Raw genomic sequence first — 14,222 nt, 5'->3', positions numbered from 1 at the left:
CCGGCAATGACCCCGAGGCACATCCGCCAGCGGTGATCCGGTAGTGCCGGCCGCTGGCCGGCAACCCACAGACCGATCCGATGCGCGGTGGCAATGCCGGCCAGCGGCCGGCACTACCGATACGGGCGTCAGCTCGACAGATGCTCGATCGCTGCCACCTTGCCCAGGCGCTCGCCCAGCATCGTCAGCAGCGCCAGGCGGTTGCCACGCAGCGCCGGATCCTCGGCATTGACCATCACGCCATCGAAGAACGCGTCGACCTGCGGGCGCAGGCGTGCCAGGCGCGCCAGCACAGCCACATAGTCCTTGTGCTGCAGGCTGGCGCCGGTGTCGTCGATGGCCGCGGTGACCGCTTCAGCCAGCGCGCGCTCGGCGTCTTCCTGCAGCAGCGCCGGGTCGATCTGGGCCGGGATGTCGCCTTCGGCCTTGCGGAGGATGTTGCGGATGCGCTTGTTGGCCGCAGCCAGCGCCTCGGCTTCCGGCAGCGCGGCGAAGGTGCCGATCGCATCCAGGCGGCGGTCGAAGTCGTACAGCGAGGCGGGCTTCAGCTCGGCGACGGCGTTGAAGTGCGTGGCCGGCACGCCCTTGTCGGCGTAGTAGCCCTTCAGGCGGTCGAGGATGAAGTCGTACAGCTCGCCGACATCGGCCTGCACGTTGCGTGCGGCCAGGCCGGCGTTGGCGCTGGCCAGCAGCGCGCGCAGGTCCAGCTCGAAGCCGCTTTCGATGATCGTGCGGGCCAGGCCCAGCGCGTTGCGGCGCAGGGCGAACGGGTCCTTGTTGCCGGTCGGCTTCAGGCCAGCGGCGAAGCCACCGGCCAGCGTGTCGACACGTTCAGCAATCGCCAGCACCTTGCCCAGCGGCGACAGCGCGATGTCGTCACCACCGAAGCGCGGCTGGTAGGCCTCGTCGATGGCCAGCGCCACCTCCTGCGATTCACCACCGGCCACGGCGTAGTGGCGGCCGGCGATGCCCTGCAGTTCCGGGAATTCGTTGACCATGCGCGACTGCAGGTCGTTCTTGGCCAACTGCGCGGCCCGCTTGGCCTGCGCGGCGTCGGCGCCGACCTGGGGGGCGATCACTTCGGCCAGAGCGGCCACGCGCGCCACCTTGTCGGCCACGCTGCCCAGCTTGGCCTGGTAGGTCACCGTTTTCAGGCCGTCGCCCATCGACACCAGGCCCTGCTTCAGGTCCTCGTCGAAGAAGAACTTGGCATCAGCGAAGCGCGGGCGGATCACGCGCTCGTAGCCCTTGGCCACTTCGGCCACGTCCTTCGATTCGATGTTGGCGATGCCGATGAACTTCTCGGTCAGGGTGCCAGCGGCATCCAGCACCGGGAAGAACTTCTGGTTGATCTCCATCGTCTCGATCAGCGCTTCCTGCGGCACCGCGAGGAACGCGCGTTCGAAGCTGCACAGCACTGCCGACGGCCATTCGACCAGGTTCACCACCTGTTCCAGGTTGTCGTCGGTGATGCGGGCGCTGCCACCGGCCTTGGCCGCAGCGGCCTCGACCCCGGCGACGATGCGCGCACGGCGTTCGCTCGGGTCGACCAGCACGAACGCGGCACGCAGGGCTTCAACATAATCCTGCGGCTGGGCCAGCGACACCGCCTGGTCGTGGTGGAAACGATGGCCACGGCTGACGCGGCCGGCCTGCAGGCCGAACAGCTCGGCTTCAACCACGTTGGCACCGTGCAGCAGCACCAGCCAGTGCGCCGGGCGCGCGAAGCCCCAGGCGTGGTCGCCCCAGCGCATCGGCTTGGGAATCGGCATCGCCGCAATCGCCTCGCGCAGGATCTCCGGCAGCAGGCTGGCGGTGCTCGCGCCCGGGGTCACCGCGCGGTGCACGAAGCGCTCACCCTTGTTGTCGGTGGTCTTTTCCAGCGCGGTCCAGTCGATCCCGGCCTTGGCGGCGAAGCCCTGCAGGGCCTTGGTCGGCTGGCCTTCGGCATCCAGCGCGATGTTCAGGTACGGGCCCAGCACTTCGCTGTGCTGTTCCGGCTGTTCCAGGCCAACGCCCGGCAGCAGCACGGCCAGGCGGCGCGGAGTCGACAGCGGGCGCGCATCGCCCAGTTCCAGCGCGACGCCGCGCTTGCGCAGGCCGTCGACAACGCCATCGAAGAACGCCTGGGCCAGGCCCGGCAGCGCCTTGACCGGCAGCTCCTCGGTGCCCAGTTCGATCAGCAGGGGGGACAGTTGGCTCATCGTTTCAATCCTGTGGTGGGGGCGCAGCGCGCGACGCGTCCGGCGCCCCAGAGTAAGGGGGAGAGCGGCCGTCAGGCCTTCTTCGCGCCCGGGAAGCCCAGCTTCTCGCGCTGCTCGTAGTACGCCTTGGCCACCGCCTGGGCCAGCGCGCGCACGCGCAGGATGTAGCGCTGGCGCTCGGTCACGCTGATCGCGCGGCGCGCATCCAGCAGGTTGAAGGTGTGGCTGGCCTTCATCACCTGCTCGTAGGCCGGCAGCGGCAGGTTCACTTCCACCAGCTTCTGCGCTTCACGCTCGCAGGCATCGAAGCGGTGGAACATTTCTTCCACGTCGGCGTATTCGAAGTTGTAGGTGCTCTGCTCCACTTCGTTCTGGTGGTACACATCGCCGTAGGTCACCGGCTGGCCGTCCGGGCCGTAGGTCCAGACCAGGTCGTAGACGTTGTCGCAGTTCTGCAGGTACATGCACAGGCGCTCGAGACCGTAGGTGATCTCGCCCAGCACCGGGCGGCACTCCAGGCCACCGGCCTGCTGGAAGTAGGTGAACTGGGTCACCTCCATGCCGTTGAGCCAGACTTCCCAGCCCAGGCCCCAGGCGCCCAGCGTCGGCGATTCCCAGTTGTCCTCGACGAAGCGCAGGTCGTGCACCAGCGGATCGATGCCCAGTGCCTTCAGCGAATCCAGGTACAGCTGCTGGATGTTGTCCGGCGCCGGCTTCATCGCCACCTGGTACTGGTAGTAGCGCTGCAGACGGTTCGGGTTCTCGCCGTAGCGGCCGTCGGTCGGGCGGCGCGAGGGCTGCACGTAGGCCGCGTTCCAGCTCTCCGGACCGATCGCACGCAGGAAGGTGGCCGGGTGGAAGGTACCGGCGCCCACCTCCAGGTCGAGCGGCTGGATGAGCACGCAGCCCTGCTGGGCCCAGAACTGGTTCAGGGTCTGGATGAGGCCCTGGAAGGTGATCGGAACGGTCGGGGTCGCGGACATGCGTACGAGTCTTGGCCGGCAAGGGGGTGCGTTAGTATAACGGCCGACCTGCGGGGCATTCCGTACCCGGGAGGAGCAGGCAGATGGAACATCGGCTGCCGGTGGGCACGCCCGGCGAGGCTGGCGGCGTACCGCTGCCGTGGGGTCGCCTGCAGTTCGAGCAGATTGCCGCGGCCCTGATCGCCGATGGCCTGGTGGCCGAGCAGGACCGCGAGCGCATGCGCTTTTCCGCGCAAGGCGCACGCAACGCCAGTGAAGTGCACCCGCTGGTGCTGCTGTCCAACCTCAAGCTGGCCGCCAACGGCGGTGGCGAACTGACCCTGGAGCGCCTCACCGAGTGGCTGGCGCAGCGCACCGGCAGCCGCTACCTGCGCATCGACCCGACCCGGGTCGACGTCGCCGCGGTCACCGCGCTGGTCTCCCATGCCTACGCGCGCCGCCACCGTTTCCTGCCGTTGGCGGTGGATGCCGAGCGCGTGCTGGTGGCCACCAGCGAGCCACTGGTGCAGGAATGGCGCCGCGACCTGCAGCACCTGACCCGGCGCCGCATCGAACTGGCGGTGGTCAACCCGCTGGACCTGCACCGCTACACCATGGAGTTCTACGGGGTGACCCGCTCGGTGCGCGGCGCCCGGGGTGACGTGCGCGGCGAAGCCAACACCACCCTGCCCAGCTTCGAGCAGCTGGTGGAGCTGGGCCGCACCGGCGACGTCAATGCCGACGACCAGCACATCGTGCATATCGTGGACTGGCTGCTGCAGTACGCCTACGAGCAGCGCGCCTCGGACATCCACCTGGAGCCGCGCCGCGAAATGGGGCGCATGCGCTTCCGCATCGACGGCGTGCTGCACAAGGTGTTCGAGGTACCGCCGGCGGTGATGACCGCGGTGGTCAGCCGCATCAAGGTGCTCGGCCGCATGGACCTGGCCGAGCGCCGGCGCCCGCAGGATGGCCGCATCAAGACCCGTTCGCCGGGCGGCCGCGAGGTCGAGATGCGCCTGTCGACCATGCCCACCGCCTTCGGCGAAAAGTGCGTGATGCGTATCTTCGACCCCGATGCCGCGTTCAAGAGCATCGACCAGCTCGGTTTCAGCCCGCAGGAGGCGGCGGGCTGGAATGCACTGGTCGAACGCCCGCACGGCATCGTGCTGGTCACCGGCCCGACCGGCTCGGGCAAGACCACCACCCTGTATTCCACGCTGAAGCGCCTGGCCACGCCGGACGTGAACGTGTGCACGGTGGAGGACCCGATCGAGATGATCGCGCCCGAGTTCAACCAGATGCAGGTGCAGACCAACATCGACCTGGATTTCGCCAGCGGCGTGCGCACCCTGCTGCGGCAGGACCCGGACATCATCATGATCGGCGAGATCCGCGACCTGGAAACCGCGCAGATGGCGGTGCAGGCCTCGCTGACCGGCCATCTGGTGCTGTCCACCCTGCATACAAACGACGCGCCCTCGGCGGTCACCCGCCTGCTCGACCTGGGCGTGCCGCACTACCTGCTGGCCAGCACCCTCAACGGCATCCTCGCCCAGCGCCTGGTGCGCACGCTGTGCCCGCACTGCAAGCAGCCGCACAGCCTCGGCGCCGCCGACTGGGCGGTGCTGGCTGATAGCCATGCCGCATATCCAGATGCCGCCACGCCCTGTCGGCCGGTCGGTTGCCTGGAGTGCCGGCGCACCGGATTCCTCGGCCGCATCGGCCTGTATGAGTTGCTGCCATTGGGCTCGCGGCTGCGCGGGCAGATCCGCGCCGACATGGATCTGGCCGGTTTCAGCCGGGCTGCGCGGGCTGAAGGGCTGCGAACCCTGCGCCAGGCCGGGCTTGAAAAGGTGGCGCAGGGGCTGACTACAATCGAGGAAGTCCTGTCAGTGCTGCCACCCCCGGATGAACCCAGCCCCGTTCCTGATCCTTGAAACCGGCCGCCCGGTACCGTCGCTGCGCCGCTACGGGCGCTTTCCGCACTGGATCCGCGTCGCCGCCGGGCTGGAAGAGCACGAGACGGTGGTGGTCGATGTCGAACACGGTGGCGCCCTGCCCGACCCACATGCCTTCGCCGGCGTGCTGGTGACCGGTTCGGCCGCCTTCGTCACCGACCACGCCGAGTGGAGCGAGCGCAGCGCCGCATGGCTGCGCCAGACCGCCCACGACGACCTGCCGGTATTCGGCATCTGCTACGGCCACCAGCTGCTGGCACACGCGCTGGGTGGCGAGGTGGCCTACAACCCGGCTGGCCGCGAGTCCGGCACGATCGAGCTGGAACTGCAGCCGCAGGCCGCGCAGGACCCGCTGTTCCAGGGCCTGCCGCAGCATTTCGCCGCCCACGCCACCCACCTGCAGACGGTGCTGCGCGCGCCGGAAGGTGCCGAAGTGCTGGCACGCTCGCCGCTGGACGGCTGCCACGCCTTCCGCTGGGGCCGCCAGGCGTGGGGCGTGCAGTTCCATCCGGAATTCGCCACCCACCACATGCGCGGCTACGTGCGCGCCCGCGCCGACTGCATCGGCCGCCACGGCGGCTGCGCCCGCAGCATCGAGCGCGCGGTCAGCGCCGCACCACTGGCCCGCCAGCTGTTGCGCCGCTTCGTCCGCCAGGCGCGGCTGTCTTCAGCCCAGCCGGTGGCAAAACAGGGATAATCGGCGGCACGGGCAGCCGCCCGGCCCCCTCCTGTCCTTCCCGGATGTCCATGAAAGAGATTCGCAAGCTGCCGGCCTCGGCGGGCGCCCAGTGGTTGCTGGATACGTTCTCCCTGTACCGGCGTGCGCCGCTGCAGCTGGCCCGGATCGGCCTGACCTGGCTGCTGGTGAGCTGGGTGGTGACCCTGCTGTCGACGCTGATTCCCGGTGCCGCCGGCATGGCCGTGCAGCTGATGACCCTGGCCATTTCGCCGATCATGTTCGGCGGCATGCTGTATGCCGTGGGCGAGATCGACGAAGGCCGCCCGGGCCTGGCCTCGCACCTGCTGCAGCCGATCCGCGACCACCGCGTCAGCCACCTGCTGGTGCCGCTGGCGATCCAGGTGCTGGCGGTCCTGCTGCTGGGCGCACTGTTGTTCATGATGATCGGCCGCGAGGGCTTCACCGCCTTCAGCGAGGTCATGACCAAGATGGAAGAAATCAGCCGCAGCGGCCAGCAGATCAAGCCGGACGACGCGGCCGCGCTGGTCGCCAACCTGCCGGCCAAGCGCATCGCGCTGTGGATGCTGCTGGTGTTCCTGAGCGCGGTGGCGCTGTCACTGGCGATGTTCACCCAGCCGGCGCTGGTGGTGTTCGACAAGCAGAGCGGCATGCATGCGCTGCGCCTGAGCCTGCAGGGCTGCATCGAGAACATCGGCGCGATGTTCGTGTTCGCCGCGCTCGGCCTGATCGCCGCGTTCTGCATGTACATCCTGTTCGTGATCGTGATCCAGGTCGCGATGCTGATCGGTGGCCCGCTGGCCGCCGCCTTCATCGCCCAGCTGGTGCTGACCACGGTGCTGATGCCGCTGTATGTCGGCGCGGTCTACGCCGCGTGGAAGCAGATGTTCGTGCATCGCGGCAGCCGCGCGGCCCCACCGATCCCGACCACGCCGACCTCAAGCGACGTGTTCCACGCCTGACGGAAAAAGGGGACGGAGGGGATTAAGTCGTTTATGCCCAGTGTGTGCAGCTAACGACTTAATCCCCTCCGTCCCCTTTTTTTCTTTCAGGCGGCGGGTTTCTTCACTACCGATGACGGCACCAGCCAGCGTGCGGCGTGGATGCCCAGCTCGTAGAGCAGGCACATCGGAATCGCCAACATCAGCTGCGAGACCACGTCCGGCGGGGTCAGCACTGCGGCCACCACGAAGATGCCGACGATTGCGTAGCCACGGCCTTCCTTGAACTGCTGCGGCGTCACCCAGCCCAGCAGCACCAGGATCACCATTGCCACCGGCAGTTCGAAGCTGCCGCCGAAGGCAAAGAAGATCGCCAGCACGAAATCCAGGTAGGCGTTCGCATCCGGGGTGATCGCGATCACGTCCGGGCTGAAGGTGGTGAGGAAGTGGAATACCGCCGGCAGCACCAGGAAGTAGGCAAAGGCACAGCCGGCGTAGAACAGCAGCACCGACGACACCAGCAACGGCACCGCCAGGCGCTTCTCGCGCGCATACAGGCCCGGGGCGACGAACGCCCACAGCTGGTACAGCAGCCACGGCACCGCCACGAACAGGGCGACGAAGAAGGTCAGCTTCAGCGGGGCGAAGAACGCACCGGCCGGGTTGGTGGCGATCATCGTCTGCCCGTTCGGCAGCTGCGAGACCAGCGGTTCGGCCAGCGCGTTGTACAGCTTCTGGGTAAACGGCAGCAGCGCCAGCAGCACCACGCCCAGGCCCAGCAATGCGCGCACCAGGCGGCCGCGCAGTTCCACCAGATGTTCGACCAGCGAGCTTTCGCCGAAATCCTGTTCACTCATGGCTGGCGCTCCGGGCTGCTCTGCGGCGGCGGCGCACCGGCTTCAGGGGGTGTCGCCGGCGTCGGCTCGGGAGCAACGCTCTCCTGTGCCGGCGCATCGGCGTCGGGCACGGCGCTCATGTGCGGCGGAAGATCTGCGGGCGCCGGCGCGCGCACCTCCTGCGCCAGCGTATCGCCCTGCTGCTGGGCCTCCTGCGCTTCGCGACGGATCGCTTCACCGCTGGCGCGCAGCTGGTTCTCGGTGTCCTGCATGCCCTGGCGCACGTCCTGCATCTGCCGCTTGATGTCCTCGGCCTGCAGTTCGCGCTCCAGTTCCTGTTTCACCGAATCCCACTGATTACGGGCACGTCGCACCCACAGGCCGGCGAAGCGGGCCGCCTTGGGCAGGCGCTCGGGACCGAGCACCACCAGGGCGACCACTGCAATCACCAGCAGCTCGCTGAAGCCGATATCAAACACCGCGACCGCTCCGGATCAGCGAGCGTTACGGTCGTGCTCGTCCTGCGCGGCGCGCGAGGCGTCCTGGCTGCGCGATTCATCGCCCAGCTGCGCGTTCGGCTTGTCCTCGTCGCGCATGCCCTTCTTGAATTCCTTGACCGCCGAACCGAGATCCTTGGCGCCACTGGTCAGGCGCTTGGTGCCGAACACCAGCAGGACGATGGCCAGCACGACCAACCAATGCCAGATGCTGAAACTGCCCATAAAGACGCTCGTTACGTTAGTGATCAGGCTGTCGAGCATAGCGCACCGGGTGTTAGCCGGCGCGCGTGACGAAAGTCAGTTTCCGCCCAGCGTTTCCGTGCGGATTTCGCCGTCGTTGACCGGCTGGAAGCCCTGCTGCTGCGGCGGCGGGTTCTGCGGCACGTTCTGCAGCGGTGCGGTAGTGGCTTCGGCCGGGGCGGCCGGCGCTGCCTGAACAGGCGCCGGAGCAACCGCCGGGGCCGCTGCCGGACGCGGCGCGTTGCCACCGTTGCCGTTGCGGTTGTTGCGCGCGGCGTAGGTGGCCTCTTCCAGGCGGTCGCGGAACGTGACCACATCCATCGACGGCGAACCGGCGGCGCGGCCTTCGAAGATCATGCGCGGCGTGGTGTTGCTGCCGTAGGCGTCCAGGTTGGCGGCATCGTCGATCTGCAGCACCGCACCATCCAGGGCGACACCGGCGAACAGGCCGCGGGCGCGCGACCAGGACCAGATTTCGGCCTTCAGCTGACCGTCGGTGGCGGCGGCGGCATTGCGGCCGACCGGGCCGGCGGCGACACCCGCATCGGCGCCCAGCGTGAACTTGCCGTTGACCAGGTTGTCCAGGCTACGGTCGTTGCGGAACACCAGCACCACATCGGAGGACTGCACGCCGGCCTGGAAGCCGATGCTGCCGCCGGTGAGCTTCACGAACACCGGGTTGGACCAGGCACCGTTGGGCATGCGCACGGACATCAGGCCGTGGCCACGACGACCGCCAATGACCAGACCGGCCTTGATCGTGTCGGGAATGACGATGACCGCGCGGCCTTCGTCGAGCAATTTGTCCGGAATGCCCTGTTCAGGGATTTCCTGGATTTCAGCCAGCACGCGCACGGCATTGCGGGCACGCTGGTCTTCCTGCGGTCCGGCCATGGCCTGGCTGGACAGCAGGCTGGCGGCGATCAGCAGGGCTTGGATCGGGCGACGCATGGCAGGCTCCAGAAGTCAGTCCATAGGAAGATATAGCAAGTGACTGAAATTAGTAGTGTTGTCATGAATCCCCAATGAGCGTTCCCTGCTCACATTGATGCGCGCTATGCCTGCAATCCGAACCCTGCATCCCGGCGCGGCACCGGATCGGCGACAATACCGCTCATGCTCGACGCACCCGATACCGCCGTGCTGGCGGTCAACCTAGGCACGCCCGAGACGCCGACGGCCCCCGCCGTACGCCGTTACCTGGCCGAATTCCTGTCCGACCCCCGCGTGGTCTCGATCCCGGCACTGCTGTGGCAGCCGTTGCTGCGCGGACTGATCCTGCCGCTGCGCAGCAGCCGTTCAGCGGCCAAGTACGCCCAGGTCTGGCTGCCGGAGGGCTCTCCGCTGATGGTGCATACGCGCCAGCTGGCGCAGGCCATGCAAGCGCTGTTGCCGACCCTGACGGTGCGCCATGCAATGCGCTATGGCGAACCGGCGCTGGCCAGCGAACTCGACCGGCTGGCGGCCGACGGTGCGCGCCGCATCGTGGTGCTGCCGCTGTACCCGCAGTACTCCACCACCACCACCGCCTCGGTCGAAGACCGCGTCGATGCCTGGCAGCGCCGCAATCCGGGCGTGACCGTCAGCCTGGTGCGCGACTATTCGGTCGATCCGGGCTGGGTCGACGCCGTTGCCGGCTCGATCCGCCGCTACTGGGAACAGCACGGTCGTGGCCAGAAACTGATGTTCTCCTTCCACGGCATTCCGCAGCGCCTGGCCGACGCCGGCGATCCGTATCCGCAGCGCTGCGAGGCCAGTGCGCAGGCCATCGCCAACGCGCTGGGCCTGGGCAGGGACGACTGGCAGATGGGCTATCAGTCGCGCTTCGGCCGCGAGCGCTGGCTGCAGCCGTATGCCGAGCCGAGCCTGTGGGCGCTGGCCGAATCCGGCGTGAAGCAGATCGACGTGGTGTGCCCGGGCTTCGCCACCGACTGTCTGGAGACGCTGGAAGAAGTGGCACTGGGCTTCACCGAAACACTGGCCGAGCGCGGCGCGACGATGCGCTACATCCCCTGCCTCAACGCCGAACCGGAGCACGCGCGTGCGCTGGCACGGCTGGCCGTGGCGTCACTGGCATGAGCCTGCAGCCGTTTGAACTCGAGGTCGGTGGCGCGCGCGTCGCCGGCCTGCGCAACCACGGTGATGGCCCGCGCGTGCTGGCCCTGCATGGCTGGCTCGACAACGCGGCCAGCTTCGTGCCGCTGGCGCCGCACCTGTCGTCGTTGCAGCTGGTGGCCATCGACCTGCCCGGCCACGGCCACAGCGCGCATCTGCCGGCCGGTGCCAGCTACACCACGGCCGCCGCCATCTGTCACGTACTCGACGTCGCCGACGCGCTGGGCTGGGACCGTTTCAGCCTGCTTGGCCATTCGATGGGCGCCGGCATCGCCAGCCTCACCGCCTCGGTCAGCGACCGTGTCGAACGGCTGGTGGCGATCGAAGCACTCGGCGGCCTGCGTGGTCCTGAGGAAGAAACCGCCAACCGCCTGCGCGAGCATGTGAATGCCACACGCGCACTGGCACGCAAGCAGCTGCGCGTGTTCCCCGACCTCGCCGCGCCGATCCGCGCGCGGATGATGACCAACCAGCTCAGCGAGCGCTGTGCACGGCTGCTGGTCGAGCGCGGCGTGGAGCCGGTCGAAGGTGGTTACCGCTGGTGCAGCGACCCGCGCCTGATGCTGCCCACTGCGATCCGCCTCAGCGAAGGCCAGATCGACAACCTGCTGCAGGCCATCGCCTGCCCGACGCAGGTGATCTACGCCACACCGGCGCAGTCGTACTATCCCGAGCCGATGCGCAGCGATCGCCTGCAGCACCTGCGCGATGGCCGTCTGGCGGTGTTTGCCGGCAACCATCACCTGCACATGGAAGACCCGGAACAGATCGCGGGCGTGATCCTGCACTTCTTCAGCAACGGCAACGCCGGCTGAGCAAACGTATCCGCGCGCTTCACTCCGCGCGTTTGCGGCCGATACATCAGTTGCGGGCCCCTGCGTCCGCAGCACGCAGGTCCGGTCGGGCCTGCGGCGTGTGTCTGGTTCTGCAAGGAAGTCCGCATGCCCGCTCTGCTGCACCGTCACCCACAGGATGTGGCCACGGTGTCCCGTCTCCGCGTCGCTGATCGCGCCGCATTCCCCGAATTCCCGGCTCGCGCCCTGCTCACGCACTCCTGCGTGCGCCGCGGCGTGGCTGTTGTCGTTTGCTGATCCAGGAGTCGCCGATGTCCGTTGCATCCTCCCGTCCCCCCGATACCGCCCGCATGCCGCATCTGCAGCAGCTCGCGCGCCGCGCTGACCGTCGACTGCTGATCGGTAGCGCGGCGTTGGCTGTGGCTGGCCTCGTGCTGGCCCTGCGTGGGCCCCACGTACCGGGCGCTGCGTTGGCCGCGGCCGCCGTACTGCCCGCCCTCTGGCTGGCCGGTCCACAGGCGGGCCGGGCCGTCGCCCGCAAGGGCCTGGCATTGCTGTTGTCGCTGCAGCTGGCCTTGTTGTGCGCGATCGTCAGCCTGTCACCGGCATTGCCGATTGCGCTGTTGCTGGGCGTGCTGCTCAGCCACCGCGATCGCCTGCCGGTATGGCTGGCCGGTGGTGTTGGCACCCTCGCCCTGCTGGTACCGCTGCTGCACGGCGCAGCCGTGGGACCGACGTTGCTGCAGGCCGGCCTGTTCGCCAGCCTGACCGTGTTCCTCGGCCAGGTCGCGCTGCGCCTGCGGCAGCAGACCGAGGCACTTGGCCACGGCCCACGCCGCCTGGCGGCACTGGCGCGCGATATCGCGACGGGCACCGATCTGAGCGCACATGCGGATACCGCGGCCTATGCACCCGGTTCGCTGGCCCATGCGCTGGCCGATACCGCCCGCCACGTGCAGGCGCAGCGTGGGCGCGAGGCTGACGCGCATGCCGAGAATGCGCAGATCCGCCAGGCGCTGGATGCCTCGCGCACCGCGATGATGATTGCCGACAACGACCACGTGATCCGCTACGTGAACCGCTCGGTGGTGGCCCTGCTGCGCAACCAGCAGGCAACACTGCGCCAGGCCTTCCCCGACTTCGATGCCGAGCGCCTGGTCGGCAGCAGCATCCACCGCTTCCACGCCAACCCGGACCGCATCCGCGCGATCCTCAATGGCCTGCAGGTCACGCACAACGGCAAGGTCCAGATCGGCCCGGTGCACTTCGCGCAGGTGGTCACCCCGGTGTTCGATGCGCAGGGCGTGCGCCTGGGCTTCGCCGTGGAATGGCATGACCGCACCCATGAACTCGCGCTGGAGAACGCCGTGGCCGGCATCGTCGCTGCGGCAGCGGCCGGTGATCTCGACCAGCGCCTGCAGGCCACTGAAGGTGCCAGTTTCCTCGATGGGCTGACCGGTGGCATCAACCAGCTGCTCGATACGCTCGGCAGCACCGTCAACGAAGTGCGGCAGATGCTCTCGGCACTGGCCAATGGCGATCTGGACCGGCGCATGCACGGCGAGTATCACGGTGCTTTCGCTGCCATCCAGCGCGATGCGAATGCCACGGCCGGTCAGTTGGCACGCATGGTCGGTCGCATCCAGGAATGTGCGGCGTCGATCAGTACCGCCGCCAGCGAGATTGCCGCCGGCAACGGCGCGTTGTCCGAGCGCAGCGAGCGCCAGGCCGCGCACCTGCAGGAGACCGCAGCATCGATGGAGGAACTCACCGCCACCGTGCGCCAGAACGCCGCCCATGCGCGTGAGGCCAGTGCGTTGGCAGCTTCCACGCAGAGCGCTGCCAGTGACGGCAACACGGCCATGCAGCGGGTGGTGAATACCATGCAGGCCATCGAAGGTGCTTCGAAGCGGATCGGCGACATCACCGGCGTCATCGACGGCATTGCCTTCCAGACCAATATCCTGGCCTTGAACGCAGCCGTGGAGGCGGCACGCGCCGGCGAACAGGGCCGAGGCTTCGCGGTCGTGGCCAGCGAGGTGCGGGTACTGGCGCAGCGCTCTGCGGCGGCGGCCCAGGAGATCAAGAAGCTGATCGACGAAGCCGGCCGCCAGGTGGGTGAGGGTGCCCAGCTGGTAGCTGACGCCGGCCAACGCATGCAGGGCATCGTTGGCGGCGTGGAGGATGTCAGCCACCTGATGCGCGAGATTTCCGCGGCGTCGCAGGAGCAGTCGATCGGCATTGAGCAGATCAACCAGACCGTGGTGCAGATGGATCAGGCCACACAGCAGAATGCCGCGCTGGTGGAGGAAGCCACCGCGGCCGCACGCGAGCTGCAATCGCAGGCGGGTACGCTTACCGAGGCGGTGTCGGTGTTCCGCCAGCAGGAACCGCACGAGGTCTCGCAGGCCGCCTGATCCGGGCCTTCAGTTCGATCCTGATCAAGACGGCGCCCGCAGGGCGCCGTCTTTTTGTTGCGTAGGCCTTGCTGCCAGTAGCTGCCAACCTTGGTTGGCGCCGTGGTTCCTCACGGAGGGCATCCACGCATGGCGTGGATCTATTGGTAATGCCGGCCGCTGGCCGGCAATCACAGCGACGCGCACTGTCTGGCCTGCTGCCGGGGTTGGCACCGCTCTTCGCAGGGACAGCCCATCCACGCATGGCGTGGACCTACTGTTGGTCCGGCTGCACTCGGTAGACGCCAACCTTGGTTGGCGCTGTGGCTACCCGCGGAGAATATCCGCGTATGGCCTGGATCTAACGGGCGATGTAACGCCATCGGGTTGCCGGCCAGCGGCCGGCACTACCCGCATTTCGCGCGCACAAAGAAAAACCCCGCTGCGTAAGCAGCGGGGTTTTGGGTGTAAACCCTGGCGATGACCTACTCTCGCATGGCTTGAGCCACACTACCATCGGCGCAGCTGCGTTTCACTTCCGAGTTCGGGATGGGATCGGGTGGTTCCACAGCGCTA

At 68.0% G+C, this 14,222-nt stretch carries 12 protein-coding genes and 1 rRNA gene; 6 read left to right on the top strand and 7 right to left on the bottom strand.

All coding sequences use genetic code 11. The features are described 5' to 3' along the window. Positions 1-128: 128 nt before the first annotated feature. Both glyS and glyQ read right to left on the bottom strand, forming a co-directional pair. The gene (gene glyS / locus V3B64_RS13050; protein ID WP_329914241.1) at positions 129-2,204 is read right to left on the bottom strand and encodes a glycine--tRNA ligase subunit beta; all 2,076 of its coding nucleotides are present in this window, start codon (positions 2,202-2,204) and stop codon (positions 129-131) included. 71 nt (positions 2,205-2,275) lie between these two features. Continuing rightward, the gene (gene glyQ, locus V3B64_RS13045; protein WP_006403404.1) at positions 2,276-3,187 is read right to left on the bottom strand and encodes a glycine--tRNA ligase subunit alpha; all 912 of its coding nucleotides are present in this window, start codon (positions 3,185-3,187) and stop codon (positions 2,276-2,278) included. An 83-nt stretch (positions 3,188-3,270) separates the two neighbouring features. Here glyQ and V3B64_RS13040 point away from each other — a divergent pair, with 83 nt between their 5' ends. Genes V3B64_RS13040 through V3B64_RS13030 form a run of 3 tightly spaced genes read left to right on the top strand, consistent with a single transcriptional unit; the run spans position 3,271 to position 6,786 of the window. Then, on the top strand, positions 3,271-5,106 hold the full coding sequence (locus V3B64_RS13040; RefSeq protein WP_049424290.1) for a GspE/PulE family protein: 1,836 nt from the start codon (positions 3,271-3,273) through the stop codon (positions 5,104-5,106). Beyond that, a complete protein-coding gene (locus tag V3B64_RS13035) occupies positions 5,078-5,824 on the top strand; it encodes a glutamine amidotransferase (RefSeq protein ID WP_032128456.1) in 747 nt (248 codons plus the stop codon). Before V3B64_RS13040 ends, V3B64_RS13035 begins: the two co-directional genes overlap by 29 nt. Positions 5,825-5,874: 50 nt before the next feature. Further along, on the top strand, positions 5,875-6,786 hold the full coding sequence (locus V3B64_RS13030) for a BPSS1780 family membrane protein (protein ID WP_012512520.1): 912 nt from the start codon (positions 5,875-5,877) through the stop codon (positions 6,784-6,786). Positions 6,787-6,872: 86 nt separating this feature from the next. Here V3B64_RS13030 and tatC read toward each other — a convergent pair whose 3' ends face one another. The 4 genes from tatC to V3B64_RS13010 form a co-directional block, all read right to left on the bottom strand. After that, on the bottom strand, positions 6,873-7,622 hold the full coding sequence (tatC, locus tag V3B64_RS13025) for a twin-arginine translocase subunit TatC (RefSeq protein WP_032128455.1): 750 nt from the start codon (positions 7,620-7,622) through the stop codon (positions 6,873-6,875). Then, positions 7,619-8,080, bottom strand: a complete 462-nt coding sequence (tatB, locus tag V3B64_RS13020) for a Sec-independent protein translocase protein TatB (protein ID WP_032128454.1) — start codon at positions 8,078-8,080, stop codon at positions 7,619-7,621. Before tatB ends, tatC begins: the two co-directional genes overlap by 4 nt. A 15-nt stretch (positions 8,081-8,095) precedes the next feature. After that, positions 8,096-8,323 (bottom strand): Sec-independent protein translocase subunit TatA, encoded by a 228-nt coding sequence (gene tatA, locus V3B64_RS13015; RefSeq protein WP_032128453.1) that lies wholly within the window; start codon positions 8,321-8,323, stop codon positions 8,096-8,098. A 75-nt stretch (positions 8,324-8,398) separates the two neighbouring features. Continuing rightward, the gene (locus tag V3B64_RS13010; RefSeq protein WP_317218078.1) at positions 8,399-9,292 is read right to left on the bottom strand and encodes a YSC84-related protein; all 894 of its coding nucleotides are present in this window, start codon (positions 9,290-9,292) and stop codon (positions 8,399-8,401) included. A gap of 165 nt (positions 9,293-9,457) precedes the next feature. On the opposite strand from V3B64_RS13010, the gene hemH reads away from it, so the two are divergent. The 3 genes from hemH (at position 9,458) to V3B64_RS12995 (ending at position 13,667) form a co-directional block, all read left to right on the top strand. Next, positions 9,458-10,420: a ferrochelatase gene (gene hemH / locus V3B64_RS13005; protein WP_201117687.1), complete on the top strand. Its 963-nt coding sequence runs from the start codon at positions 9,458-9,460 to the stop codon at positions 10,418-10,420. Continuing rightward, a complete protein-coding gene (locus tag V3B64_RS13000) occupies positions 10,417-11,271 on the top strand; it encodes an alpha/beta hydrolase (protein ID WP_049424296.1) in 855 nt (284 codons plus the stop codon). The genes hemH and V3B64_RS13000 overlap by 4 nt, the downstream gene beginning before the upstream one ends. Before the next feature lie 290 nt (positions 11,272-11,561). Next, on the top strand, positions 11,562-13,667 hold the full coding sequence (locus V3B64_RS12995) for a methyl-accepting chemotaxis protein (RefSeq protein ID WP_329914240.1): 2,106 nt from the start codon (positions 11,562-11,564) through the stop codon (positions 13,665-13,667). Positions 13,668-14,118: 451 nt separating this feature from the next. On the opposite strand, the gene rrf is transcribed toward V3B64_RS12995, so the two are convergent. After that, positions 14,119-14,222: ribosomal RNA gene (gene rrf / locus V3B64_RS12990) — 5S ribosomal RNA — on the bottom strand; the annotation flags it as partial.

This window comes from Stenotrophomonas sp. SMYL86 (genome assembly GCF_036320025.1).
In the GTDB taxonomy this organism is placed as follows: domain Bacteria; phylum Pseudomonadota; class Gammaproteobacteria; order Xanthomonadales; family Xanthomonadaceae; genus Stenotrophomonas; species Stenotrophomonas maltophilia_A.
The sequence above is the reverse complement of the archived record's forward strand: the minus strand, read 5'-3'. Positions and strand labels throughout refer to the sequence as shown.

Excerpts from the sequence above, each read along its gene's own strand:
- tatA (WP_032128453.1), bottom strand. The coding sequence starts at position 8,323 with ATGGGCAGTTTCAGCATCTGGCATTGGTTGGTCGTGCTGGCCATCGTC.
- V3B64_RS13040 (WP_049424290.1), top strand. The coding sequence starts at position 3,271 with ATGGAACATCGGCTGCCGGTGGGCACGCCCGGCGAGGCTGGCGGCGTA.
- glyQ (WP_006403404.1), bottom strand. The coding sequence starts at position 3,187 with ATGTCCGCGACCCCGACCGTTCCGATCACCTTCCAGGGCCTCATCCAG.
- tatC (WP_032128455.1), bottom strand. The coding sequence starts at position 7,622 with ATGAGTGAACAGGATTTCGGCGAAAGCTCGCTGGTCGAACATCTGGTG.
- V3B64_RS13010 (WP_317218078.1), bottom strand. The coding sequence starts at position 9,292 with ATGCGTCGCCCGATCCAAGCCCTGCTGATCGCCGCCAGCCTGCTGTCC.
- glyS (WP_329914241.1), bottom strand. The coding sequence starts at position 2,204 with ATGAGCCAACTGTCCCCCCTGCTGATCGAACTGGGCACCGAGGAGCTG.
- V3B64_RS13030 (WP_012512520.1), top strand. The coding sequence starts at position 5,875 with ATGAAAGAGATTCGCAAGCTGCCGGCCTCGGCGGGCGCCCAGTGGTTG.
- V3B64_RS13035 (WP_032128456.1), top strand. The coding sequence starts at position 5,078 with ATGAACCCAGCCCCGTTCCTGATCCTTGAAACCGGCCGCCCGGTACCG.
- hemH (WP_201117687.1), top strand. The coding sequence starts at position 9,458 with ATGCTCGACGCACCCGATACCGCCGTGCTGGCGGTCAACCTAGGCACG.
- V3B64_RS13000 (WP_049424296.1), top strand. The coding sequence starts at position 10,417 with ATGAGCCTGCAGCCGTTTGAACTCGAGGTCGGTGGCGCGCGCGTCGCC.
- V3B64_RS12995 (WP_329914240.1), top strand. The coding sequence starts at position 11,562 with ATGTCCGTTGCATCCTCCCGTCCCCCCGATACCGCCCGCATGCCGCAT.